This is a genomic window from Leptolyngbya sp. CCY15150, from assembly GCF_016888135.1.
In the GTDB taxonomy this organism is placed as follows: Bacteria; Cyanobacteriota; Cyanobacteriia; order RECH01; family RECH01; genus RECH01.
Map to the genome: position 1 here is coordinate 1 of NZ_JACSWB010000122.1, position 24,038 is coordinate 24,038.

The following is a 24,038-nucleotide window of genomic DNA, read 5'->3' on the forward strand; positions in this document are numbered from 1 at the left end:
TTCGGTTTCCACTGGGGATTCTCGACGAATTGACGGTTGCAGTCTCGGCACTTGTAGTTTTGCTTACCGCGCCTGGTAGTGCCGTTCTTGGAGATGTTGTGAGACCCGCACGTTGGACAGGTCATCTCAATTTTCATGGGTCCTACTCCCTCAGAATCGAGCAATGCGACGGCAATGCCTTGTTTTTCTCTATCCTTTACGTTAATCCACTACCAAATCTGCTACTTGTACTGCAGGAAAGCCTTGATGCATAAGAGGTTTGCCTTCTGCCTTCTGCCTTTTGCCTTCTGCCTTTTGCCTTCTGCCTTCTGCCTTTTGATACTAGCCCCAGCATTTATTAAAGACTCACCATGACCACTCACTACACAGGTTTAGAACTTGCCGTCGTCGGCATGGCCGGGCGCTTTCCCAGTGCTCCCACCCTGGCGGATTTTTGGCGCAACTTGCAAGCTGGGGTCGATTCAGTCTCCCACTTTTCCGAGGCGGAACTGCTGGCGGCTGGTGTCGATGCAGCCACGCTCAAGCAGCCCAACTACGTTAAAGCCCGCGCCATTTTAGAGAATGCCGACGAGTTCGACGCCGGTTTTTTTGGCCTTAGCCCCCGCGATGCCGAAATTCTCGACCCCCAGCAGCGGGTGTTTTTAGAAACGGCTTGGACTGCCCTAGAACAGGCTGGGTATGACCCCCAGCGGTTTACCGGGGCGATCGGGCTGTACGGCGGCGCGACCCTCAGCGGCTATCTGTTCAACCTCTTCAGCAACTCCCAACTGATGCAGACCGTGGGCCAGTTTCCGCTGGTGCTGGGCAATGGGCGCGAGTTTCTCACCACCCGCACGTCCTACCTGCTGAATTTGCGGGGGCCGAGTGTGAATGTGCAAACGGCTTGTTCCACCGCCCTCGTCGCCGTTCACCTGGCCGGTCAAGCCTTGCTCAGCGGCGAATGTGATCTGGCCTTGGCTGGGGGCGTCTCGATTCGGCTGCCGCTGAAGGGGGGCTACCTTTACCAAGAGGGGGGCATTTCGTCCCCCGATGGCCGCTGTCGCGCCTTTGATGCCCGCGCCCAGGGCACGGTCGGCGGCAGCGGTGTGGGGCTGCTGGTGCTGAAGCGTTTGGAGGATGCCTTGGGCGATCGCGACACCATCTACGGCGTGATCAAAGGATCGGCCATCAACAATGACGGCGCAGACAAAATCAGCTACACGGCCCCACGCATTGAAGGCCAAGCCGCTGTCATTCGCGCCGCTCAGCAGGTGGCGGAGGTTGACCCCGACAGCATTCAGGTGATCGAAGCCCACGGCACAGGCACGATGTTGGGCGACCCGATCGAAGTCGCTGCCCTGACCCAGGCGTTTCAAACCGCTCGGCGAGGCTACTGCGCTCTGGGATCGGTGAAGACCAATATCGGCCACCTGGATGCGGCGGCGGGGGCGGCAGGGCTGATCAAAACCCTGCTGGCCCTACAGCAACGGCAAATTCCCCCCAGCCTGCACTTCGAGGCGGCGAACCCGCAGATTGATTTCGACCACAGCCCCTTCTACGTCAACACCCAACTCCAGCCCTGGCCCGTTCCGATCCAAGGCCCACGGCGGGCAGGGGTTAGCTCCTTTGGCATCGGCGGCACCAACGCCCATGTGATTGTGGAAGAAGCCCCGCCCGCTCCCGCCACCAGTGGGTCGCGCCCGTGGCAGCTATTGCTGTGGTCGGCTAAAACGGCGACAGCGCTGGAAACCGCAACCCAGAATTTGACCCAGTCCTTGGAACAAGAGGCGATCGCTCTGGCCGATGTCGCTTATACCCTCCAGGTGGGACGGCAGGCCTTTGCCCAGCGGCGGATGGCGGTGTGTTGCGATCGCCTCGATGCCCTCACCGCCCTCACGGTTGCGGCCCCCCAGCGCGTGAAATCTCAAACTGCCCCCGACTCGGCCGCCCAGATTGTCTTTCTGCTGCCGGGGCAGGGATCTCAGCACATCGGCATGGGACGGCAGCTCTACGACACGGAAGCCACCTTTCGCGACTGGATCGATCGCGGTGCTGACCTGCTGTATCCCCACCTGGGGCTAGATCTACGGCACATTCTCTACCCTGACGACAGCCAACTATCCCAGGCGATGGAGCTAATTCACCGCACCGACATCGCCCAGCCCACCCTGTTTCTGGTGGAGTATGCCCTGGCCCAGCTCTGGCAGCAGTGGGGTATTAGACCCCAAGCCCTGGTCGGCCACAGCTTGGGCGAATACGTCGCCGCCTGCCTAGCGGGGGTGGCCGATCTCGAAACCCTGCTGCCTCTGGTGGCCCTGCGGGGAAAACTGATGGCCCAGCAGCCGGAGGGCGCGATGCTGAGCGTGGCCCAGCCTGCCGAGCAGGTGGTGGCGCAATTGCCTGGAGATCTGGTTTTAGCGGCAGATAATGCCCCAAATCTGTGCGTGGTGGCGGGGGCTGTGGAGGCGATCGCCCGTTATCAGCAGCAGCTTGATACCCAGGACATCCCCTATCGGCGGCTCAAAACCTCCCACGCCTTCCACTCACCTCTAATGGCGGGGGCTGTGGCTCCCTTCCGGCAAGCGCTGAGTCAACTCAACCTGCAACCGCCGCAAATTCCCTGGGTTTCTAACCTGACCGGCACCTGGATTACCCCAGAGCAGGCGATCGCCCCCGACTACTGGGTACAGCATCTACAGCAGCCCGTGCAGTTTCGCACTGGGCTACAGACCCTCGGCGAGGCCCAGCCGCTGCTGCTCGAAGTGGGGCCGGGGCAGACCCTAACCACTCTGGCCCGCCAGCATCCTACCCTCAAAACCTTGACTAAAATTCCTTCCCTGAGCCATCCTCGCGATGCCCAAGACGATGGAGCCTGTTTACTATCGGCCCTGGGGCAACTGTGGCTGGCGAATGTTGCCATCGATTGGTCGGGATTTTACGCCCACGAGCAGCGGCGGCGGGTGCCCTTGCCGACCTATCCCTTTGAGCGGCAGCGCTACTGGGTCGAAGCCCAACCAATCGGGACTACCGCCCCACCCACTCTTCAGAAAAAGCCTGACTTGACTGATTGGTTTTATAGTCCATCGTGGCAGCGATCGCCCCTATGCCTACCCGTGAATGCTCCTCCAATTGAGGCATCCTGGCTGCTGTTTCTGGATGAGTCTCCCCTGGCTCAGGCCATGGTTCAGCAGTTCTCAACGGCGGTTCAGGTGCGATCGGGAGAGGCCTTCAGCCGTTTGGATGACCGTACCTTTACCCTCAATCCCCGGCGATCGGAGGACTACCGTGCCCTGCTTCATGCCTTGGGCAATCACCGTCCTGCCCAAATTCTCCACGGCTGGAGCCTGACATCTCCTGTGGATTTTGCTGATATCCAAGCGCGGGGCTGCCAGAGTTTGCTGTGTCTGACCCAGGCTCTGACTCAGGGCGGCTGGCACCATGACCTACGGCTCACGGTGATGACGCCGGGTATTTTCAACGTCACCGGGGACGAGCTGCTCCTGCCCGCCCACGCGACCCTGCTCGGCCCCAGCACGGTCATTCCCCAGGAATATCGCCAAATTACCTGCCGCGTAGTGGACTGGCCGGTGGCGCTTAACGATGGCGTTCCCCTAGAGCGGCTGTTGGCAGACTTGAACGCTCCTGAAGCTGAGGCCGTTATTGCCTATCGTCACGGTCTACGGTGGGTGCAGCAGTTTGCACCCCTGCCCCTGCCGGAACCTGCGCCTAATCAAACCCGGCTGCGATCGCAGGGCGTCTACCTCATCACAGGAGGTCTGGGGAATATTGGACTGACCCTGGCGGCGGCGCTGGCTCCCTGGCAGGCTAAAATTGCCCTCCTCAGTCGGCAGGGGCTGCCACCGCGATCGCACTGGCCTACCCGGCTAGAAAATACTCCCAACGATCCCATCAGCGACAAAATTCGCCAGGTGCAGGCGATCGAAGCGGCTGGAGCCGAGGTGTTAATCCTCGAAGCAGACGTGGGGGATCTGGCTCAGATGCAGGGAGCGATCGCCCAAACCGAAGCCCACTTCGGCCCCCTCAACGGCGTTGTTCATGCCGCTGGAGCCGTGGGTGAACAGGCCTTTCGGGTGATTGCTGAAACCGGTAGTGCTGACCTAGCGCAGCAGTTTCAGTCCAAAGTTTTGGGGTTAGAAAACCTGGCCGAGGCCCTGCAAGGTAAATCTTTAGACTTTTGCCTACTTTGCTCTTCCCTGGCCTCAGTGTTGGGCGGGCTGGGGTTTGCGGCCTATGGCGCGGCCAACCACTTCATGGATGCCTTTGCCCAGCAGCAGTCTAGATCGGCGACGTTTCCTTGGATGAGCGTCAACTGGGATGGCTGGCGATTTCAGCCTGAGGCCCACCAGGGACTCGGGCAGACCATGGCTGATTTAGCCCTAACTCCGGCAGAGGGCAGCGCCGTTTGGCAAAGGCTCTTGGCCTACGCCGTCGCTCCCCAAATCATCGTTTCCACGGGCGATCTCAGCCTTCGCCAACGGCAGTGGCAGTCGTCTTCAGCACCGTCTAACCTGCCTAATCCAGTGGGAGATATTCGCCCTTTATCCAATCGCCCTGCCCTAACGGGTGACTATCAGGCTCCTCGGAACTCTGTGGAACATGCTGTTGCGGAGATCTGGCAGTCGTTTTTGGGCATTAGCCCCATTGGCGTTGACGACAGCTTTTTCGAGCTGGGGGGCCATTCTCTGCTCGCCACCCAAATCATGGTTCACCTACGCCAGCAGTTCCAGGTGGATATTCCCCTGCGCTGCCTGTTTGATACCCCGACGGTAGCGGGCCTGGCCCAAGCGATCGCCCACCAGCAAGGCGAAACCTCATTGCTTACAGATGCAGTTGCCCAAGGCCAGCCTTTCGCGATCGCCGCCCTGCCCCGTTTCGAGCCTGCCGAGATTCAACAACTGCTCGACCAGATCGATCACCTCCCAGAATCCGAGGTGGATGATCTCCTGCACCAGTTTTCCCAGCTCCAAGTCCTAACCTAAGGTTTGCCATGATGACCACCCCTGACGCCCAACGCTGGCTGCGCCGCGTTGACTCCAATCCCGAAGCCCGCCTGCGCTGCTTTTGTCTGCCCTATGCGGGAGGTAGCGCCCGTATCTTTCAGTCATGGAGCCAGCACCTGCCTGCTAGCGTGGACCTGTGTGCCCTCGAACTGCCGGGTCATGGTGCCCGCCTAACCGAGCCACCTCTGAAGAATTTAGATGAACTACTGGGGGCGATCGCCCAGGTGATTCAGCCCCTCTGCGATCGCCCCTTTGTTCTGTTTGGGCACAGCATGGGAGCGCTGATTAGCTTTGAGCTGGCCCGCTACTGCCGTCGCCACAGCTTGCCTACGCCCGTCCACCTCTACGTCTCAGGCCATCGCGCCCCTCACTTGCCCGATCCGGAACCGCCTGTGCATACCTTGCCCGACGATGCCTTTCGCGAAAAGCTGATGCGACTACAGGGCACTGCCCCCGCCGTCTTGGCTAACGACGAGTTTATGGCCCTGCTGCTGCCGGTGCTGCGGGCCGATTTTACCCTGTGTGAAACCTACACCTACGCGACCGAACCACCCCTACCCTGCCCGATTACCGCCTTTGGCGGCACCCGTGATCCGTCCACCCAGCGGGGGCGACTGCGGGCCTGGCGATCGCAAACCCAGGCCAAATTTACTCAACATGTCTTGCCGGGCAACCACTTTTTTATTCACGCCGCTGAAGCCTCTCTGCTCCACCAGTTAAACCTGAGCCTAACGGTTTTATCCAATATTCTGCAGATTGATAAATAACTATTGATGGTAACTGAGGTAAGCTTAAGTCTGGTCACCTACAGGTTTTCCCTGGGGTACATAAAAGCGATCGCCTGTGTGTAATCAAAGAGAAGCGATCGAGTGGCAATAAATGGAAAGAATTCTTGGGTTGGTTTTTCTAACATCTTCTCGACATTACACCATAAGCAACGATAATGTTTGTGGGAGAGTTAGACGAGGGATTCTTGATCACTTTGACTCTCGTTATACCTATCCTAAGGGGCGATCGCTCCTATCTAATCCTTCCTCAGTCTGGAGTAGTTATTGTATCCATAGGTAGAGTCCGGTCAACACCAATTGCACCGAGGCAACAGGCACCCCATAGCGCAGAAAGGTGTGAAACGAAATACGCCTGCCGTGCTGCTCAGCAATGCCCGCCGCCACAATATTCGACGAGGCTCCCACTAAGGTGCCATTGCCGCCTAGGGTTGCGCCATACATCATGGCGTAAAACAAGGGCAGGACGGCAACAGGCAAAACCCCAGCAAAGTCCGGTGCCAAAATCTCCGGTGTCGCCAGCCCCACCGTCACCACATATTCTTTCAGCATCGGCACCATGGCTACCACAAGAGGAATATTGGGCACCAAGCTAGACAGTCCCCCGACCAACATCAGCAGCAGCAGGGTACCCAAGGCAATGTTGCGCCCCAAAACCAGCGCTAAGAGGTGGGAGGCAGCGCTGAGCACACCAGTTTTTTCGAGTCCGCCCACCAGCACAAACACGCTCATGAAGAAAATAAGAGTGCTCCAATCCACGTCGCGCAGAATATGCTGGATCGAGTCAATTCGGCTTTGGTGAGTGATCAGCAGACAAAGGGCAGCCCCCGCCAATGCCACTGTTGCCGGAGAAATTGGGATGGGCATCGACTCGCCAATCACAAAAAAGATCAGCACCAGTGCCACAATGATACTGCCCAAGATCAACATCCGGGGATGGTTAATCTTAGGATGGGGCAACTGGTTTAAGTTATCCAATTTTTTGTGCCAAATTGAGGGAAATAGAACCGGCAGCATCACCACAATGGCTCCAATAGCGATCGCCCCTCCCAAGCTCAGCGTTTTTAGATAATCCATGAAGCTGATGTTGATGGCATCGCCTACGATGAACGTAGCCGGATCCCCCACCAAGGTCAGCAGCCCGGCGCTATTGGCTACCAGCACCATCAGGATCAGCAAGGGAACAAAGTTGACCCCCAACTCCTCCGCGATCGGTGGAATCAGCGGAGCCAGCAGCATCACCGTGGTGGCATTGGGCAGTACGGCACAGATGGGGGTAGTAACAGCCACAATCCCCAGCAGCAGGCGTTTGCCCTCGCCCCCGGCTAGACGCACCATTTGCGTCGCTAAGTAGTCAAACACTTGAGTTGGCTCAAAGGCCCGCACCATCACCATGACGCCAAAAAAGAGGGCTAAGGTAGCGGAGCTTTGGGCAATGTAGTCAACGGCTTCGTTCAGCGTCAACACGTTGATCAAGAGGAGCACCATAGCTCCCAACAGTGCCGCGATGGTTAGAGGCAACCATTCCATAATGATGCAAACCATCACAGGCACAACCACGGCCAGGGCCGCAACTGCAGACCAGCTTTCCATAATGTATCTCCTGGGTAAGAGACGATTTAAGCGATCAACCAGGAGATTGTGAGTCTCCTCTCAAGGCCGGCGAAGTTAGCTGACGGGCTAGGAGTGAGAAGTCTCCCCCCTGTCGGTACAGGGTGCGCCCCAAGGTGGGTCCTCCGCTTCGGTTCACACCGAATTAGGCCGATGGCTTAAACAAACCTCCTAAGACTAGCACTAATTTACAGAGTCATCAATAGGGGATGATTATTGCAGACGCTGCTTGAGCCAGAAATCAAACAGGGGTAGGGCAATGCGGTAGCCAAGCTGAGGGCCGTAGATGAGGCCCTTGTGCTCTAGGCTGGTGAGGGCTCCCTGCAGCCCGCCGCCACGGGAGAGCTGGTGTTTTTTGATGTAGGCATTGGCTTGGGGGCTACCGGTAGGATCGAGGGCTAGGCTTTCGAGCACCCGAGCCTGGGTGGGGGGTAGGAGTAAGAGCAGGGCTTCAAAGGTGACGCCCATGTCTTGCATCAGAGCCAGCATGGTGCTGTGAACCTGGTGGGCCTGGATGAGTCCTGGGGGATCGGGGGCGATCGCTTGACAGTTGAGCCACAGACGCTGGGCCAGGGTCGTGGCATCCTTGAGGTGCCCCTGGACGTAGCTCAAAAACAGCTCTAGGGCTTGGCTATCGGGGTCAAAGGTGAGGCCTGTTTTTGCCAGGGCATTGACCACCCAGTGCTCTAAGGCAGCATCGCTGAGGGGGGTAAGGGCAATCACCGGCAGATGGCTGGCGGTCATCCAGGGTTCCGCTACGGTGGCCACTAGGGCATAGCTGACCCGGCTTTGACGCTGAATTTCTTGGCGCAGATGACTTTCCCACTTGCCCTGCCGATCCCACGAGCGAATGTGGGGAACGTTATGAAACCCAATAATCACCTGACAGTCGAGTGCTTCGGCTAAGTGCTGGGGTAGGGAGAGCAACCCTTCAAAGAGGGGCCATTCTTTACCCGATGCTGGAGGCCAGGTCAGGCGCGGCTGGGACGAGAGAGACTGGTCGAAAGACAGGGGCTGATTCAGGCTCCATTGCTGAATGTTGGCGAGTTCATGGGGTTCTGTAAAGGCGTTGACGAGGCCATCCGCCAAAAACCTCAGGAACTGACCAGCATTGCGGCAGCGGAGAAAGTCGATCTCCAACCAGCGCGCCCCTAGACGTTTTGCTGCATTGCGAATCAGGGTTCGTCGTCCAATGCCGGGGACGCCTGTGACCACAAAATCCCTATCTTGCTTGACTAGGGCACAGACTCGCCGTAGCTCGGTTTCGCGGCTCATCAGTGACTCGGGCATGAACGGATTTAACATTGCGTTTTATGTTGACACTATTTTTTAGTGCTATAACTAGTTTTTGAGCACGTTTGAATCGTAACACTTAGTCTCTGAGGTAAAGAGCTGCCGTGGTTCCTAGTTCTAAGTCTGATGTCTTGTCGGGTACTCCCCTCCATCCACCGTCTCGTCCCGTATCGACTCACTGGCATACTCTCACGGCTGCCCAGGCCCTGACGTTACTTGAAGCCCATATTGAGGGTCTAGACGCCAGTACCGTAGAGCAGCGGCAGCAGATCTACGGCCCCAATGAACTGCAAGAAGGATCGAGCCGCAGCCCCTGGGAGATTCTCTGGGATCAGTTCAAAAACATTATGCTGCTGATGTTGATCGCCGTGGCCCTCGTATCCCTGGTGCTCGACTTGCAGCAGGGTGGCTTTCCTAAGGATGCGATCGCCATCTTTGCCATTGTTCTGCTCAACGGGCTGCTGGGCTATCTGCAGGAAAGTAAGGCTGAACAAGCCTTAGCGGCGCTGAAGACCATGACTTCGCCTCGGGTGCGGGTGCTGCGACAGGGGCAAGAGCAGGAGGTGGATGCCAAAGCCCTCGTGCCGGGGGATGTGATCTTGCTTGAAGCCGGTATGCAGGTGCCTGCGGACGGGCGTTTGTTGAACGCGGCGAACCTGCAGGTGCGAGAGGCTGCCCTAACCGGCGAGGCCGAAGCAGTGACCAAGCAGCCCGAGGTTATCTTGGACGAAGAAGCCGCCTTGGGCGATCGCCTCAACTTGGTCTATCAGGGTACTGAAGTGTTGCAGGGGCGCGGCACTGTGTTGATTACGCAAACCGGCATGGAGACCGAACTTGGCTGCATTGCCACCCTGATTCAGTCTGTGGAATCAGAACCCACGCCCCTGCAGCAGCGCATGGGCCAGTTGGGCAATGTGCTGGTGTCGGGTTCTTTGGTGCTGGTGGCCGTGGTGGTGGCGGTGGGGCTGGTTCGCACGGGAGACCTCAGTCTGTTTGATGATTTGTTAGAAGTCTCCCTGAGCATGGCAGTGGCCGTCGTGCCGGAAGGGTTGCCTGCGGTGATTACCGTGACGTTGGCTTTGGGCACCCAGCGGATGGTGCGTCGCCATGCTCTGATTCGCAAATTGCCCGCCGTCGAAACCCTGGGCTCGGTTACCACGATCTGTTCGGATAAGACCGGCACCCTGACCCAAAATAAGATGGTGGTGCAGCAGGTCAAAACAGTCGCCCATCCGTATCGGGTGACAGGAGAGGGCTACGCGCCCGTGGGTCAGATTTTGAACGACGAGGGAGCGATCGCCCCTGAATCTGACCCAGCCCTGCAGGCGTTACTGATTGCCTGCGCCCTCTGCAACGACGCGACCCTCAACCCGTCTGGCAGCATTTGGACCTTGCTGGGCGACCCCACCGAAGGAGCTCTCCTGGCCGTGGCGGGTAAAGGCGGGTTTGAGGCATCGAACCTGAAGCACAGCCAACGCATCCACGAGGTGCCCTTTACCTCAGAGCGCAAGCGCATGAGCGTCGTCATTCAGACCCAACCCCATGCCGCCTGGCCCTTAGACCCCCAGATGATGTTCACCAAAGGCTCTGCCGAACTGGTGCTCGAACGATGTGCCACTAGCCAAGGCCATCGAGATCCTGAACCCCTCACGGCGGCTCAACGACAAGCTATCTTAGCTCAAACCGATGCTCTAGCTGCCGATGGCCTGCGGGTGCTGGGCTTGGCCATGAAGCCGTTAGACAGCGTCACCCCCAGCGACTCTCTAGAAGCGGAGGAACGCGATCTAATCTGGCTGGGACTGGTCGGGATGCTCGATGCCCCCCGTCCTGAGGTGCGGGATGCCGTAGCCGATTGTCGTCGAGCGGGGATTCGTCCTGTGATGATCACCGGCGATCATCCTTTAACCGCAAAGGCGATCGCCGAAACCCTTGGCATTGCCCAACCCGGTGACACCATCCTCACCGGGCGTGAGCTAACCCATCTCTCCACCGCCGAGTTAGAGCAGACCGTGCCCCATGTCAGCGTCTACGCTAGGGTTGCCCCAGAGCACAAGCTGCGTATCGTGCAGGCCCTGCAAAAACAGGGAGACTTTGTGGCCATGACCGGGGATGGTGTCAATGATGCGCCTGCTCTCAAACAGGCCGACATTGGCATTGCCATGGGCATCACCGGCACCGACGTCAGCAAAGAGGCCAGCGATATGGTGCTGCTCGACGACAACTTTGCCACCATCGTCGCCGCTACAGAAGAAGGCCGGGTGGTCTACGACAACATTCGCCGCTTCATCAAATACATCCTGGGCAGCAACGTTGGTGAAGTGCTCACCATTGCGGCAGCGCCCCTGATTGGTCTGGGCGGCGTGCCCCTGTCACCGCTGCAAATTTTGTGGATGAACCTCGTCACCGATGGCGTACCGGCCCTGGCCCTGGCCATGGAACCGGCAGAACCCAACGTCATGCAGCGCCCACCTCACAACCCCAGGGAGAGCATTTTTGCCCGAGGGCTGGGTAGCTACGTGGTGCGAGTCGGTATCGTGCTGGCGATCTTGGCCATTGGTCTAATGGGCTGGGCCTATCGCTACACCCATGACCCTGCCTACTCTGGCAACCCAGATACTTGGAAAACCATGGTGTTTACCACCCTCTGTCTAGCCCAGATGGGCCATGCCTTAGCGGCCCGTTCCGAGACTCGTCTGACGATACAGCTTAACCCCATGACCAATCCCTTTATCTGGGGGGCCGTACTGGTCACCACGGGGCTGCAAGTGGGGTTGATGTATGTGCCGGCACTGCAACAGTTTTTTGGCCTACATCCCTTATCTGGCGGTGAGCTAGCCCTGTGCTTTGGGGTCAGCGCTCTGATGTTTATCTGGCTAGAAGCTGAAAAGCTCTTGATACAGCTCGTGCTTCGCCGTCAGCAGCCCGGTGCCGCGATCGCTAACACTGCGAGAGGAATCTGATGAAAACTATCAAAGCTGTTTTCAATAGTCCTTGGCCCTTGCTGATGTCAGTTGCCTTGGCATCCGTGGTCGCCCTAGCTACCGCCCTAGACTGGCTGTATGTTCAACCCCAACGCCAAGCGGCTCCTGCCGTCGATCCGACCACTGCTGTGGAGCCTCCTCAGCCATGACTCTGTGCCAGCCGGCAAATTCTATCGAATAGTTTCATGACGCCCATTGACTACCAGACCAATACTATGGTCTATGGCCCTGGCGGCTACCGATTTGTCGATTTTCTCCGGGTCGGTACACCCTTAAACATCCTCATGGCCCTGATCACTCCCCCTCTAATCATTGCCGCATATGGACTCTAACGCGCCCGCCTCCCGATTCTCCCAGGATATCCAATCCCTACTAGAAAGGCTGGCCGACCAGCCGCTAACCCTGGCCCACGTGCTCAGTGAAACCGCCGAGCGAAGCTTTTGCTTGGTGATTGGTTTACTGGTGCTGCCGTTTCTCTTTCCCATGCCGCCAGGCTTCACAACCATTTTGGGGTCAGCCTGCCTGCTGCTGTCAGTACAAATGGCGGTGGGGCGAAAATCACCCTGGCTACCTCGCCGCATGGCTCAGTTTCAGTTTCCCTCACTACTGGCGCGGCAGGTGCTGAGTAACCTCAGACGGGTAACTCGCCTAAGCGAACGGTTTGTGCGGCCTCGTTTTATCCAGTTGGCCCATAGCGCTCCAGCGTGGCACATCAATGGGGCTTGCATCAGTTGGTTGACCCTTTTGCTGATGTGCCCAATACCCATGACCAATCCCATACCCACCGTCGGCATTCTGATCTTTGTGGTGGCTATGCTGGAAGCTGATGGTGTGATCATGGTTCTGGGATACGTAGCTACCGGGCTGATTACGGCGATGTTTGGTCTACTGGGCTATGGGTTGTGGCGATCGCCTGACCTTTTCCTGCGCTGGTTTGGGGGTGGTTAACGAATCCAGTCATGACGTATCTTAATCGCAATTCAGCAACGCCTAGATTTGATATAACTTAGCTCTAGCCCATTGCCAATCAGAATACTTTGACCCGTGGCCCGTTTGAGTGGCTTGAGCCCTTGCTGCCGAAGGTGAAACCGGGAGGGTGACCCCGAAGGTCTGTTTGTGGACGGTGCTCAATGTGGACGGTGCTCAATTGGCGATGACCCCGCTAAAATGACCCAAAGATGCAAACCGCATCTGGCGGGCGATATTTTTTTAGCCTGACCACTTGACTTAGAGTGCGCTCTAGCTTTTAACGTGCTGGTATGGAACAAACACTCACCATTCAACAAGTTGCCGAGGCCACCGGACTAAGCGTTCACACCTTGCGATATTACGAGCGCTGCCATCTGATCGCGCCCATTGACCGTTTGTCCAACGGTCATCGGCGCTATTCCTCAAGCGACCTGCACTGGATTGAGTTTTTGAACAAGTTGCGGCTGACGGGAATGCCCATTCGGCAGATGCAGCATTATGCAGAGCTCGTGAGGAATTCCCCCAACAGCACCTTTGAAGAACGACGACAGATTCTGGTCGCCCATCGTGAGATGGTCGTGGAGCAACTTGAACAACTCCAGGCAAATCTGGCCGTCATTGATTGGAAAATTCAGCACTATTCAAACCTCGAAGCGGAGCTACGAACTCATGAAAACGTCAATACCCCTGGGAAAGACACCCCAGTCTGAGCGCTTTCAACGGGGTTGGCAGCAGCTTGAAGCCATTGATGGGGAAGCGGGCAAGCAAGTCATCGACAGTCTGCAAGCGATCGCCCCCGATCTAGCTCGGTATGTCATCGAGTTTCCCTTTGGCGATATTTATGCTCGCCCTGGACTCGATCTAAAATCTCGCGAGATTGCCACCATCGCCGCCCTCACCGCCATGGGCAATGCTCAGCCCCAGCTTAAAGTCCACATCCAAGCGGCCCTCAATGTGGGCTGCACCCGAGAAGAAATTGTGGAAGTTGTCATGCAAATGGCGGTTTATGCCGGATTTCCGGCGGCCCTCAATGGCATGACCGCCGTAAAGGAGGTATTTGCAGCATGAAAACACGCACCTTAGGACAAGACTTAAAGGTTTCCGCCATTGGCTTAGGCTGTATGGGTATGTCGGAGTTTTATAGCGGTCGAGATGAGGCCGAAGCGATCGCCACCCTGCATCGGGCCCTCGATTTGGGCGTAACGCTGCTCGATACTGCTGATATGTACGGGCCGTTTACCAACGAAGAGCTGGTAGGCAAGGCGATCGCGAATCGTCGTGAACAGGTGGTGATTGCCACTAAATTTGGCAATGTACGAACCCCAGATGGCGGGTGGGGCGGCGTCTGCGGCAAGCCCGAGTACGTTAAGCAATGCTGTGATGCTTCACTCCAGCGCTTAGGGGTAGAGGTGATTGACCTCTATTACCAACACCGGGTTGATGTCAACGTGCCGATTGAGGAAACGATTGGCGCAATGGCTGAGCTGGTGCAACAGGGTAAAGTACGCTACTTGGGACTGTCGGAAGCGGCTCCCGCCACGATTCGACGCGCCCATGCGGTGCATCCTATTACGGCGCTGCAAACGGAATATTCTCTGTGGAGCCGAGAACCGGAGGACGAGATTTTGCCCACCGTGCGGGAATTGGGGATTGGCTTTGTGCCCTACAGTCCCCTGGGGCGTGGCTTCCTGTCCGGTCAGTTTCAGAGTCCTGATGATTTTGCCGACGATGACTATCGCCGCCATTCCCCTCGCTTTCAAGGGGAAAATTTTGCCAAAAACCTGCAGCTTGTCGCGCAGATCAAGGCGATCGCTGCCGCTAAGCAAGTCACTCCCGCCCAGTTGGCGATCGCTTGGCTATTGACCCGAGGGGAGGACATTGTACCCATTCCTGGTACCAAGCAGCGGCGTTACCTAGAAGAAAATGTAGCGGCAGTGAACATCACTCTGACCACAACGGAACTGGAGCAGATCAACGCGGTGATGCCTCAGGGGGCGGCGGTAGGCGATCGCTATCCCGATATGAGTACGGTCAACCGCTGATCAATGTTTAAGGTTGGGCGCTTAGGGGGCGTCATCAAAAACGATGCCCGTATCCAAGCCGTTCTCGATTAAACCTACTACAAGGGTGGCTTAGTATACCTGTGTTTGTCATGGGCGAAAGTTGCCAGCGAAGGTTGCTTTACTATCAAGTCCGGTGGGATGGTCATCGTTAGAACATCCCACATCAATCCCCCGCTTCGTTGCCCCCATATCAAGGGGTGACAGACATCCTGGTGCTGCCACAGCCTTCAATGAATTGTGTGCTTAACCGGATTTGATAGAACAACTTAATCCAAAAATGACGTTTCATCTCAGAGGTAAGAGGCGATGAAGCACTCAAGATCCTGTCATCCAATAGATTCTACAAACGTTACGTTTCATGCCGCTGATTGGGCTACAAGAAAAGCTAAGAAGGGTTTTCTTATTTGGCTTGCAAAGCGAGTGACACGTTTTGGCACATACCTTGTGAGAAGCTTTACGCTCGATCCAGAACCCTATATTTCTGAGCATTATAATCGAAAAGGTGAGCGTTACTTCCGGGTTTATGATCCTAAGCAAGATGTTCACCATACCTTCGACTCAGAGGAAGCGGTGTGTATCTGGTTGGAAGAACGACATCATCCTTAACTGTCTGCTGCACTTGCTATCCAAGAAACAACGGATGGTGCCGAATAGTAGGATGACTCTGGGGCGAGGATCGATACATAAGCCAGGAACCTTCGACTAGAATGCCTGTGCTCAATACTACGATCCTGGCCGATCGTGAAGATTGTCTGAAACTAGCCGCATAACATGCTGAAATGGGCGTATTATGCCGATATCAGCATACATAATCACCCTTTTTGGGGTGTTATCGAGCATCCAATCGCCATAGTCACCCTTGTTAGGTGTATAGGCTGATCAAGGTTGGTATAGCACCCCAAGGAGTGTGGTTAGGCAGACAATTTTAGCTAAAATGAGGCTTCCAAGCTTGATATGACAATTATCGGAACCGTCGAAAGCTTATGGTGCTACCCAGTTAAAAGTATGCGCGGCGTGGAAATGCCCGAGATCTTTATGGGATTTTCTGGTGTCCATGGCGATCGCTGCTACGCCTTCAAAAGTTCCACTGCCCGCAAAGGATTTCCTTATTTGAACGCGAATGTGCAGCAACAAATGTTGCAGTATCGTCCGCACTATCGCTACCCAGAACGAGCCTCGAAACCGCCGAATTTAATCGAAGCAGCGAGCATAGCACCTGGAGTGACACCTGCTAACAGTGATCCAGAAGACATGATGTTGGATATTGTCACTCCGGCAGGCACAATAGTTTCTGTCGATGACCCAGAATTGATACAACTCCTGGGTGAAGGACTTGACGAAAAGACCCAACTGAAACTTGTGCGTTCAGACCGGGCTTTGACCGATTGTCGCCCGATTTCGTTAATCAGCTTATCCACGATTCGACAAATTGAATCAGAATGCTCAATTCCAATTGATAAGCGGCGTTTTCGAGCAAACGTCTACGTCGATTTTGCGTCAGACGAAATCGGATTTGCTGAAGATAATTTTGTCGGTCGCCGTCTACGGATTGGTTCGATCGCGACGGTCATGGTTCTTGAGCGAGATCCGCGTTGTAAGATGATTTCGCTCGATCCAGATACAGGTGAACATAACCCAGAAGTTTCACGGAAAGTTGCCCAAGCACACGGCAACTTTGCTGGAATTTACTGTGCGGTTCTAGTTGAAGGAGTATTGAAAAAAGGTGATTCTATCGAATTGGAAGCAGCTTGATTTCAGTTATCGGTTGCGATCGCTTCTGGCAGTATTTAACGTACCTAAAGAAACATCTAACCATTTCGTTGCACACCGACCCTTGAAAGTCTTCTCGTTGAGTTCGAGAGGCTCTAGCGGTGGGCGAACGAGTCCGCTAGCTGGCGGCGCACACAGCAAGTACACTTATAGATAGGGCGATTGACTACCCGTTGAGGCATGTTGATGAAGCGACCCGTAACGAAGAAGAGTTAAGTATAGTTAGAACTGTAGTGAGAACCATGGATTTAGACATTGAAAACCAGATTCGTGAGTGTGAAGCGCGGCTTTATACCGCAATGTTAGCCTCTGATGTCTCTGAATTAGATATACTCATTGCTGATGATCTACTTTTCGCTGGGCCAACGGGTGAACTGGCAACTAAAGCCATGGATTTAGACTTGCACCGCACTGGCGGTACTCAGTTTCGCGAGTTTGTGCCTAAAGAGCTAGAAATACGTGTTTGGAGCGAACATTTTGCTCTTGCATCGGCTAAAATTTTCTTGAGCGGTACCTATTTAGGAAATGCCTTTGCAGGGAATTACCGCTATACGAGAGTTTGGCGTAGAGGCGAAAGCGGCTGGCAAATCGTTGGTGGCAGCGTTAGCGCAATGGTTTGATGTTCTAAACCTTCTTAATCTTGCCAATAGGTCATGTCCGAGTTGTTGAGATTTACCTAGCTAATAATTTGCTCGGAGCGGACTGCTGAAAAATCTTGATGTATTGCAAAGATTGCTAGCATCCGCTCAAGCGAACCGTTAGCTTACCCCGTGACGATCGCCTCTCGTCAAGCGTCTGATCTGGCAAGCAAAAACTCGCGCGATCGCTGCTTTTACTGCGATAGAGAACTTGAAAGGGCGATCGCCTGATACAATCAGTCCTAAACTGGGTTTGTTCTATTGACTAGACTTAATCGGAATTAGAAAAAGCAATCAATTCTTAGCCCGAAACCAATCGATCTTATAGCTACTACATCTATTTGGATGTCGAGCAACTAATTACTGATGAGGTTTACTATATAGATCGACAGAATCGAGGGGTTTTTCCTGTCCAGCGTTTGAAGGCTCGGTTAAACGCACTCGGTTCTGAAAAGCCCAGCAGAAATGCAATGTCGTGAATCGAGATCGTTGGATTTTCCAAATGTCTCAACGCCAATTCTTTTCGAGTTTTATCGAGTAATTTCTGAAACGAGGTGCCTTCCGCCTGTAACTCTCGCTGGAGATGGCGAGTACTAATCGAGAGTGCAGAGGCGATCGCGTCAATTTTTGGGAGTTCTCCTTGAAGATGCTCTGCAATGAGATGGGCAACTTTTTGACTGTAGCGATCGCCCCCATTGATCGCCCCTAACATTGCGTCCGCCTGTTGCTCAAAAAAAGATAGTAGATGCGCATTGCAAGACAACACAGGCCAGTCCAGGTATGCCGCATTAAACACCAGACGGTTGAACGGCATTGAAAATTTTAGATCGGTTTGAAAAATGCGTTGATACTCCGATAAATCCACAGGAGGAGCATGGCAAAATGACACCATGGACGGACGTAACTCTTTTCCTGTGAGCGTTTTGACAGCGGCTAAGGTTGAGGCAAACGTGCATTCAGAATCGTAACGCGATTCTGTTGACAGGTCATCCTGGGGCATGAAGTCAGATTTCAAATGGCACTCAAAAAAGGCCATGCCATCTGAAACTGAAAGTTGGCTAGGAACCCCCTGGCAAAAGAGAAAGGTGTAGCGGCAATATTTCTCAAAGACATCGGCTAAGGTCTGGCAATTGAGTAGGATGTACCCAACGATGCCATAATTGCCGACATTAAAGGCTTCCCCAAAATGGAGTCCCAGATTTTCATCACCTGTTTGCTTGACGACCTCGCGCCATACCGCATAATGAACAGATGCTGGGATTCGCTGATCCGGTGTAGTCAGGACGATGGGATCAAGCCCAACTCTAGAATATAGCCCCTCGACATCCAATCCCTGATGAGCTGCAAACTGAATCACGCTACGGGTCAGATATCCAGAGAAAGTTTTTTCTTGCATCAACCGATTCTATAATGGATAAGATAATTATTGCGATCGCTTTTACGCAAACTGGTACTACTCTCCAGGTAGACCCTGATCTGTAATGCAGCTATAGTTATTCAGGGTTTGAGAAACGGGTTCCACCAGGGCTTCAGGTAGATCGCTGGGTAAGACAGGGAGTGAATCCAGTGCTACAAAACGGCTGGTGTTTTGATTGTCCACTAGACCCATAAACACAACGGGATGGTCTTCGGCATAAATTGTCGAAACTGTAGATGAGCCAACAGAACGAACCTGGCTGCTACGCAGGTGTCCATCTTGCACGCTGGCAACGGAAACGGTGAGAAGTTGCTCAGCAAGAATATCTTGGACAGTTTCTCCCGTAGCTTCGTTATAAATGAGAAGGCTCGATTCGGGAATGAATTCCAATACACAGACCTGCCCTGGAGTACGAGAAGGAAAAACGGTCACAGAGTAAAAGTTGCCTACACTGTCCCTGTAGACCCACGTTCCTAAAAAGGTCGCTACATCAGAATTGACAGCACTCCACGTTTCCCGATAATCCTCAAGCTCTTCTGTTACAGAGGGCGGAGGCGGCATGGCAGAGACACCTGCCAAATCAAACCAGAGGTCGATATTTTGGGCCACTTCCGCCTGCAAGGCTTCGATCTCAGATGCAGAGAGGGGGGGTAAAGGGTCAGGAATCGGGGGTTGAGCGCTTTCTGCCTCTTCCACTCCTGACTCTGGGTTTGGCGAAGTCGGAGGTGAAGCCTCTGGGGCAGACGTTGGTTCACAGGAGAATGCTTGCAAACCGAGGGAAAGGAGGACGAGACTGGCTGTAATCAGCCATACGTTGGGTTTCATTGTGTACAGTTTCAATTTGGAGAAGTTATTAAACACGAATGGCGACTTTCCCCAGCACTTGCCGCTGTTCTAGGTGGCGAATGGCGGCAGGAACATCGCTCAGACTATAGCATTGGTCGATCAGGGGGGCGATCGCCCTTGCCTCCAAGAGATCCTTCAAAGCTATTAGATCAGTTTGATTCGGTTTCACTGCTAAACACTTCACTTTTTGGCGACGGGTTCTGGAAATCCAGGGTGCGAGAAACATCGCCTGAAAAAATCGAGCGATGGAGCCCCCCACCATGACGTAGATGCCGTCAGGAGTCAACATGGGTAGATAGTCGAACACAGAACGGTAGGCGGCTGCATCAAAAATCAGGTCGTAAGGCTGTCCAGTTTGAGTGATATCGGTTTGAGTGTAGTCAAGGATGTGGTCTGCCCCAAGCGATCGCACCTTGTCTATTTTTTGTGTCCTGCACACTGCCGTTACTTCAGCACCAAAGGCCTTGGCCATTTGCACGGCAAACGAACCCACCCCCCCGGATGCGCCGTTAATGAGAACTTTCTGTCCGGGCTGGATGTGTCCGCAGTCGCGCAGCCCTTGTAAGGCCGTCATCCCTGCACCAGGAACAGCCGCAGCTTCCTCAAAAGAACTAGTTTTAGGCTTCAACACCAACGCAGATTCTGGGGCACAGACATACTCGGCAAAAGCCCCAAAGCCACACTCTGAGAGATCCCCAAAAACTTCATCCCCAGGCTGAAATTGGGTGACATCCTGACCAACGGCTTCAACCCGTCCAGCGACGTCAAAGCCGAGAATCTTCACCTTGGGCTTGCGTAATCCGCCGTAAATCAGGCGAGTGATCAAGGGCGTTCCATACATAAGATGCAGATCCCCCGCATTCACTGATGTGGCATGAACGTTAATCAATACGCCATGGTTGGAAACGATAGGCTTATCGACCTCTTCCAGCTTCAGGACATCGGGGGAACCATAGTCTGAACGGGCGATCGCCTTCATTGTCTGATGTGTTGTGTCATGTACTGGGCTTGTTGCTGGAGATGGAATATGCGATTTTGTTGCTGACATAAGATTTTGAGCTTTCAGGAGAATTTATGCGAAGCGAACCTGTCGTTCCTGAGCTAAACTTACAGTGTAAGCCTGCTCATAACGCTAGTTTAGCTTACGCTGTAAGTCTGTCAAGTGTAATGATGTAACATCCATCTCGACGGAGGCTAGAACGGTTAACTGTAGGGCGATACACAACAAAATAGATGGCTAAGACCGACACATCCAACACACCACCCCTGCCCCCGCTAAGTCGAGAGCGGATTTTGCAGACAGCTCTCCGCTTAGCAGATGAGGGAGGGCTTGAAGCGCTTTCGATGCGAAAGGTGGCTCAAGAATTAGGCGTAAAAGCAATGTCACTCTACAACCACGTTGCCAGCAAGGACGACATCATCGACGGCATCGTGGATATTGTGGTCGGTAAAATTGACTTGCCTCGCTTTGACCTCGATTGGAAAATTGCCATGCGGCAGCGGGCGCTCTCGGCTCACGAGGTGTTGCTCAAACATCCCTGGGCAGCGATCGCGATCATGTCACGGATCAACATCGGGCCAGCCATGCTGCACTATGTTGATCGAACGATCGGCTGCCTGCGGGAAGCAGGATTTTCGTGGAAGATGGCGGATCATGCCTGGAATGCCATCGACAGTCACATCTACGGCTTTACCCTTCAAGAACTCAACTTTCCTGTAGAAGCCTCAGCCTATGCCGAGACTGCCGAAAGCTTCATTTCATACATTCCTCCAGACCAATATCCCTATATGCACCAACTGTCGCTTTACATCATTGATGGCAGTTATGACGGTCTGTATGACTTTGAGTTTGGCCTCGATTTTGTTCTAGATGGGCTAGACCGGTTGCGCGAACGTGCCTGATGACTGAGCTTGTCCCAAAAGGCGCGATCGGTCAATTTCTTGGCACGAATGGTCAATAGGAGAAAAATCTGAGCGGATAGCATAGCATAGTCTCCATTTGTACGTCTGTTCTTGCTCTGCCTTTTCTGCAAGAGTATGTCCGGCTCCGGCTACAGGTCATCACGGGCGACCAAGGGAGGACTGTAGCCACTCATCCCAATTCAGTCATGCAGCTAGCATTGCTGACCTGTTGCTTATTCCTTTCTGAACGATTAATCTATGGCACTTACCGATAACACGCTCGAAACCGCCAATAATTTGGGAACCCTTTCAAGCACCACCAATATCTCTGATGTCATTGGGGGAACCGATCCAGTCACGTACTACAGATTTACCCTCGCTGCCAATAGCAACATCTCTGGAGCGGTTGACTGGGCCACGGGTTCAGGCAATCCTGCATTTCTGCGATTGATAGCCGATTTTAATGGCAATGGCCTCATCGAAAATAATGAGCGCATTAGAACACTGTCCGCAGGTGCAGATACATCATTTTTTCAGTCGTTACCCACTGGAACCTATTATCTCGAAGTCGAAACGAGTAACTTGTTGACGCGAGACTATAGTATTCAACTGGGTGCAACACCGAGACCCGGTAATGTTTCTCCTGATCCGGGGAGCACCTTTGGTCAAGCGTTGAACCTGGGCACACTCTCGACACGGCGCGTCCTCCGAGACTATATTGGGAATGCCATCGACCCCGTTGATACCTATAAATTCACGCTCTCTCAAAAAACCAATATTGGTGTCTTGATCAATGGGACGACGGAACGACTCAGGCTTTATTTTGCAGCAGACACCAATGGAAACGGGGTCTATGATTCGGACGAAACCATTGATACGTTTAGCGGGGAGAATAACACAACTGCCTCTGTCATTCTGGAGGCAGGGACTTATTTCTTACAAGCTGCGCCCCCTTCAGGTTCTACCTTTACCTATTCCACTCACTACAGGTTAACGCTCAATCCGGTTCCTGATTTTAGTGGCGATGATACTTTGTCGGGCACATCGGGTCGGGATACGATAAATGGCTTTGGAGGCAACGACACCATTTCTGGTCTTGCAGGCAGCGATCGCCTGTTTGGAGATGTCGGAGACGATCGGTTGCTGGGTGGAGATGGTAACGATAATCTCACAGGTGGCAACGGCAACGATACCCTCATTGGTAATAGCGGCAATGACATCCTGAGTGGCAATAGCGGTCAGGATACATTGATCGGGGGTGACGGGAACGATTGGTTAACGGGAGGGCAAGGTAGAGATGTGCTGCAGGGAGGCGCAGGTGCCGATATCTTTGTGATCGATTCATTCATAGGGGCAGATAAGATTCTGGATTACAGAGACGGCATAGATAGGTTTTTATTGGATGGCGTTCGTTTTGGCAGCCTTAGCTTTACCCAAAGAAACAACAGTGTCTTAATCCGCGAGGGCAATAAAGTTCTCGCTGAACTCAGAGGTGTGGATGTGGATGTCCTCGATCGACGTGATTTTAGCGTTGCTTAATGCCATTTTCGGGTATCAACTAGACAGGGGCTAAGGGACTGTAAAAAATTAAGCTCATGTTTCTGAAATTCCTCTATTCCAGTTTGGATAGGCTTTCGGCGTCAAAGCGTGAATTTGTTTCTTTACAGTTCCTAACCAATATCAATGTTGTCAACTCTCCCAGAGGGCTCTTGATGATTGGGCTGGCAAGTTTTGTCGGTTCATCAAGACGGGAGGCTAGGGGGCGATCGCCCTTTTTTCTCACTGGTTTAAGAGCGAAAAGCTGTACAAAACGTCAGCGGCAGACCATACATGTATAGTTCAAGTTAGAGATTCAACTTTTCTTACGTTACGTCTCGTTTTATAAGTTATGTGCCGTTTGGAGGTGCTTGCTCATGCCTAAGATGCAATGGTTGAAGCCGTTAAGCTGTGCCTTAGCGATCGCTCTAGTTACAACGACGACGCCCGCAGATGCCCAAACCAATTTCTACCGTATCACCTGTCAAGCGACCGCTTCTTTGAGTCAAGGCGGCAGCCTGACGTATCAACTGGCGGGCAGCCTGCCAGAGACTACTAGGACGGAAATACCTCAAAATCCGATGGGAACATCCATGACGCTAACCGTACAGTGGCGCGATCAGAATGGTCGCGTTCAAACGTTGCTGAATGGGTCTCTGCTGCAGGATTATGAGCAGTTGGCTCCCGATGCCGACTATGCTCAATTGCCGTTTGAAGGAACGTTTCGCGGTCAACCCAACAATGGCGATCGCCTTTATGCTACAACTGCTTCAGTGCATGGACTCTACGTCAGCCTGCGTCCCACCAGCGGACAGCCTCAGCAGATGCAGGTTGTCCACTACTTGCGCTCTAGTCAATACGTGCGCTCAACAGTGGGCACCTGCCAGACGGGACATCTCGGCGCGATGATAGACGAGCGGTTGGAACCGTTACAAGCAAGCCTCCAGAATGTCATTCCACGCCAACCTCTCCTGCTGGAGCCGTTTGACCTCCTTCACCAAAAACGCAAGTTCAGCACGATTGGTCGGCAGATCAGTTCGAGCAGGTGGTGGAGCTGAGCCCAAAGAAGCGATCGCTGTTCTTCATCTGCACCTGCACCGTCTGTCAGCGAGATGCGGCAGGTGCGGGCGGAGGATAGGGTTGAAGAGAATAGCCTTTTGCAATCTGATGATGTACATGAGAGCATTGTTGGGCAAGGGGGTCAGCCCTGATTCTGTCCCTCATGGG

Annotated in this window: 19 protein-coding genes, 1 pseudogene and 1 riboswitch; of the genes and pseudogenes, 14 read left to right on the plus strand and 6 right to left on the minus strand. The window is 54.1% G+C overall.

The features are described from left to right. A pseudogene (locus JUJ53_RS24520) lies at positions 1-125 on the minus strand (IS1 family transposase); the annotation flags it as partial. 225 nt (positions 126-350) lie between these two features. On the opposite strand from JUJ53_RS24520, the gene JUJ53_RS02305 reads away from it, so the two are divergent. Continuing rightward, a complete protein-coding gene (locus JUJ53_RS02305; protein WP_204150366.1) occupies positions 351-4,979 on the plus strand; it encodes a type I polyketide synthase in 4,629 nt (1,542 codons plus the stop codon). A gap of 11 nt (positions 4,980-4,990) precedes the next feature. After that, a complete protein-coding gene (locus tag JUJ53_RS02310; protein WP_239124708.1) occupies positions 4,991-5,767 on the plus strand; it encodes an alpha/beta fold hydrolase in 777 nt (258 codons plus the stop codon). 282 nt (positions 5,768-6,049) lie between these two features. Here JUJ53_RS02310 and JUJ53_RS02315 read toward each other — a convergent pair whose 3' ends face one another. Both JUJ53_RS02315 and JUJ53_RS02320 read right to left on the minus strand, forming a co-directional pair. Then, entirely contained in the window at positions 6,050-7,378 is a 1,329-nt protein-coding gene (locus JUJ53_RS02315) for an ArsB/NhaD family transporter (protein WP_239124709.1), read from the minus strand. A gap of 49 nt (positions 7,379-7,427) precedes the next feature. Further along, positions 7,428-7,558: riboswitch (cyclic di-AMP (ydaO/yuaA leader) on the minus strand. Positions 7,559-7,609: 51 nt separating this feature from the next. Continuing rightward, positions 7,610-8,686: an ATP-binding protein gene (locus JUJ53_RS02320; RefSeq protein ID WP_239124710.1), complete on the minus strand. Its 1,077-nt coding sequence runs from the start codon at positions 8,684-8,686 to the stop codon at positions 7,610-7,612. Positions 8,687-8,820: 134 nt separating this feature from the next. Here JUJ53_RS02320 and JUJ53_RS02325 point away from each other — a divergent pair, with 134 nt between their 5' ends. The 9 genes from JUJ53_RS02325 (at position 8,821) to JUJ53_RS02365 (ending at position 17,092) form a co-directional block, all read left to right on the plus strand. Beyond that, positions 8,821-11,649 (plus strand): cation-translocating P-type ATPase, encoded by a 2,829-nt coding sequence (locus tag JUJ53_RS02325; RefSeq protein WP_204150411.1) that lies wholly within the window; start codon positions 8,821-8,823, stop codon positions 11,647-11,649. After that, positions 11,649-11,819: a hypothetical protein gene (locus JUJ53_RS02330; RefSeq protein ID WP_204150369.1), complete on the plus strand. Its 171-nt coding sequence runs from the start codon at positions 11,649-11,651 to the stop codon at positions 11,817-11,819. Before JUJ53_RS02325 ends, JUJ53_RS02330 begins: the two co-directional genes overlap by 1 nt. A gap of 36 nt (positions 11,820-11,855) precedes the next feature. Then, positions 11,856-12,002: a hypothetical protein gene (locus JUJ53_RS02335; protein ID WP_204150370.1), complete on the plus strand. Its 147-nt coding sequence runs from the start codon at positions 11,856-11,858 to the stop codon at positions 12,000-12,002. Next, the gene (locus JUJ53_RS02340) at positions 11,992-12,618 is read left to right on the plus strand and encodes an exopolysaccharide biosynthesis protein (RefSeq protein ID WP_204150371.1); all 627 of its coding nucleotides are present in this window, start codon (positions 11,992-11,994) and stop codon (positions 12,616-12,618) included. The genes JUJ53_RS02335 and JUJ53_RS02340 overlap by 11 nt, the downstream gene beginning before the upstream one ends. 311 nt (positions 12,619-12,929) lie before the next feature. After that, on the plus strand, positions 12,930-13,349 hold the full coding sequence (locus tag JUJ53_RS02345) for a MerR family transcriptional regulator (protein ID WP_204150372.1): 420 nt from the start codon (positions 12,930-12,932) through the stop codon (positions 13,347-13,349). After that, on the plus strand, positions 13,309-13,707 hold the full coding sequence (locus JUJ53_RS02350; protein ID WP_204150373.1) for a carboxymuconolactone decarboxylase family protein: 399 nt from the start codon (positions 13,309-13,311) through the stop codon (positions 13,705-13,707). The genes JUJ53_RS02345 and JUJ53_RS02350 overlap by 41 nt, the downstream gene beginning before the upstream one ends. Further along, a complete protein-coding gene (locus tag JUJ53_RS02355; protein ID WP_204150374.1) occupies positions 13,704-14,681 on the plus strand; it encodes an aldo/keto reductase in 978 nt (325 codons plus the stop codon). The genes JUJ53_RS02350 and JUJ53_RS02355 overlap by 4 nt, the downstream gene beginning before the upstream one ends. 975 nt (positions 14,682-15,656) lie before the next feature. Continuing rightward, the gene (locus JUJ53_RS02360; RefSeq protein ID WP_204150375.1) at positions 15,657-16,454 is read left to right on the plus strand and encodes an MOSC domain-containing protein; all 798 of its coding nucleotides are present in this window, start codon (positions 15,657-15,659) and stop codon (positions 16,452-16,454) included. 260 nt (positions 16,455-16,714) lie between these two features. Then, a complete protein-coding gene (locus tag JUJ53_RS02365; protein ID WP_204150376.1) occupies positions 16,715-17,092 on the plus strand; it encodes a nuclear transport factor 2 family protein in 378 nt (125 codons plus the stop codon). 394 nt (positions 17,093-17,486) lie between these two features. Here the strand turns inward: JUJ53_RS02365 and JUJ53_RS02370 are convergent, their stop codons facing one another. The 3 genes from JUJ53_RS02370 to JUJ53_RS02380 are packed head-to-tail and all read right to left on the minus strand — an operon-like array spanning position 17,487 to position 20,352. Continuing rightward, on the minus strand, positions 17,487-18,506 hold the full coding sequence (locus JUJ53_RS02370) for an AraC family transcriptional regulator (RefSeq protein ID WP_204150377.1): 1,020 nt from the start codon (positions 18,504-18,506) through the stop codon (positions 17,487-17,489). Positions 18,507-18,563: 57 nt separating this feature from the next. Further along, positions 18,564-19,352 (minus strand): hypothetical protein, encoded by a 789-nt coding sequence (locus tag JUJ53_RS02375; protein ID WP_204150378.1) that lies wholly within the window; start codon positions 19,350-19,352, stop codon positions 18,564-18,566. A 28-nt stretch (positions 19,353-19,380) separates the two neighbouring features. Then, a complete protein-coding gene (locus JUJ53_RS02380; protein ID WP_204150379.1) occupies positions 19,381-20,352 on the minus strand; it encodes an NAD(P)-dependent alcohol dehydrogenase in 972 nt (323 codons plus the stop codon). Between the two features lie 254 nt (positions 20,353-20,606). Between JUJ53_RS02380 and JUJ53_RS02385 the strand changes: the two genes are divergently transcribed. The 3 genes from JUJ53_RS02385 to JUJ53_RS02395 all read left to right on the plus strand — a co-directional run bounded on the left by JUJ53_RS02385 (position 20,607) and on the right by JUJ53_RS02395 (position 23,869). Next, complete coding sequence (locus JUJ53_RS02385) at positions 20,607-21,275, plus strand: TetR/AcrR family transcriptional regulator (RefSeq protein WP_204150380.1); 669 nt, start codon at positions 20,607-20,609, stop codon at positions 21,273-21,275. A gap of 258 nt (positions 21,276-21,533) precedes the next feature. Then, positions 21,534-22,814: a hypothetical protein gene (locus JUJ53_RS02390; protein ID WP_204150381.1), complete on the plus strand. Its 1,281-nt coding sequence runs from the start codon at positions 21,534-21,536 to the stop codon at positions 22,812-22,814. 374 nt (positions 22,815-23,188) lie between these two features. Continuing rightward, the gene (locus tag JUJ53_RS02395) at positions 23,189-23,869 is read left to right on the plus strand and encodes a hypothetical protein (protein ID WP_204150382.1); all 681 of its coding nucleotides are present in this window, start codon (positions 23,189-23,191) and stop codon (positions 23,867-23,869) included. Positions 23,870-24,038: the final 169 nt, after the last annotated feature.

What these genes read in the sequence shown, in the direction of transcription:
- JUJ53_RS02340 (WP_204150371.1), top strand. Translation starts at nt 11,992, where the DNA reads ATGGACTCTAACGCGCCCGCCTCCCGATTCTCCCAGGATATCCAATCC.
- JUJ53_RS02305 (WP_204150366.1), top strand. Translation starts at nt 351, where the DNA reads ATGACCACTCACTACACAGGTTTAGAACTTGCCGTCGTCGGCATGGCC.
- JUJ53_RS02335 (WP_204150370.1), top strand. Translation starts at nt 11,856, where the DNA reads ATGACGCCCATTGACTACCAGACCAATACTATGGTCTATGGCCCTGGC.
- JUJ53_RS02385 (WP_204150380.1), top strand. Translation starts at nt 20,607, where the DNA reads ATGGCTAAGACCGACACATCCAACACACCACCCCTGCCCCCGCTAAGT.
- JUJ53_RS02310 (WP_239124708.1), top strand. Translation starts at nt 4,991, where the DNA reads ATGACCACCCCTGACGCCCAACGCTGGCTGCGCCGCGTTGACTCCAAT.
- JUJ53_RS02370 (WP_204150377.1), bottom strand. Translation starts at nt 18,506, where the DNA reads ATGCAAGAAAAAACTTTCTCTGGATATCTGACCCGTAGCGTGATTCAG.
- JUJ53_RS02320 (WP_239124710.1), bottom strand. Translation starts at nt 8,686, where the DNA reads ATGCCCGAGTCACTGATGAGCCGCGAAACCGAGCTACGGCGAGTCTGT.
- JUJ53_RS02390 (WP_204150381.1), top strand. Translation starts at nt 21,534, where the DNA reads ATGGCACTTACCGATAACACGCTCGAAACCGCCAATAATTTGGGAACC.
- JUJ53_RS02380 (WP_204150379.1), bottom strand. Translation starts at nt 20,352, where the DNA reads ATGAAGGCGATCGCCCGTTCAGACTATGGTTCCCCCGATGTCCTGAAG.
- JUJ53_RS02395 (WP_204150382.1), top strand. Translation starts at nt 23,189, where the DNA reads ATGCCTAAGATGCAATGGTTGAAGCCGTTAAGCTGTGCCTTAGCGATC.
- JUJ53_RS02315 (WP_239124709.1), bottom strand. Translation starts at nt 7,378, where the DNA reads ATGGAAAGCTGGTCTGCAGTTGCGGCCCTGGCCGTGGTTGTGCCTGTG.
- JUJ53_RS02345 (WP_204150372.1), top strand. Translation starts at nt 12,930, where the DNA reads ATGGAACAAACACTCACCATTCAACAAGTTGCCGAGGCCACCGGACTA.
- JUJ53_RS02375 (WP_204150378.1), bottom strand. Translation starts at nt 19,352, where the DNA reads ATGAAACCCAACGTATGGCTGATTACAGCCAGTCTCGTCCTCCTTTCC.
- JUJ53_RS02360 (WP_204150375.1), top strand. Translation starts at nt 15,657, where the DNA reads ATGACAATTATCGGAACCGTCGAAAGCTTATGGTGCTACCCAGTTAAA.
- JUJ53_RS02330 (WP_204150369.1), top strand. Translation starts at nt 11,649, where the DNA reads ATGAAAACTATCAAAGCTGTTTTCAATAGTCCTTGGCCCTTGCTGATG.
- JUJ53_RS02350 (WP_204150373.1), top strand. Translation starts at nt 13,309, where the DNA reads ATGAAAACGTCAATACCCCTGGGAAAGACACCCCAGTCTGAGCGCTTT.
- JUJ53_RS02365 (WP_204150376.1), top strand. Translation starts at nt 16,715, where the DNA reads ATGGATTTAGACATTGAAAACCAGATTCGTGAGTGTGAAGCGCGGCTT.
- JUJ53_RS02355 (WP_204150374.1), top strand. Translation starts at nt 13,704, where the DNA reads ATGAAAACACGCACCTTAGGACAAGACTTAAAGGTTTCCGCCATTGGC.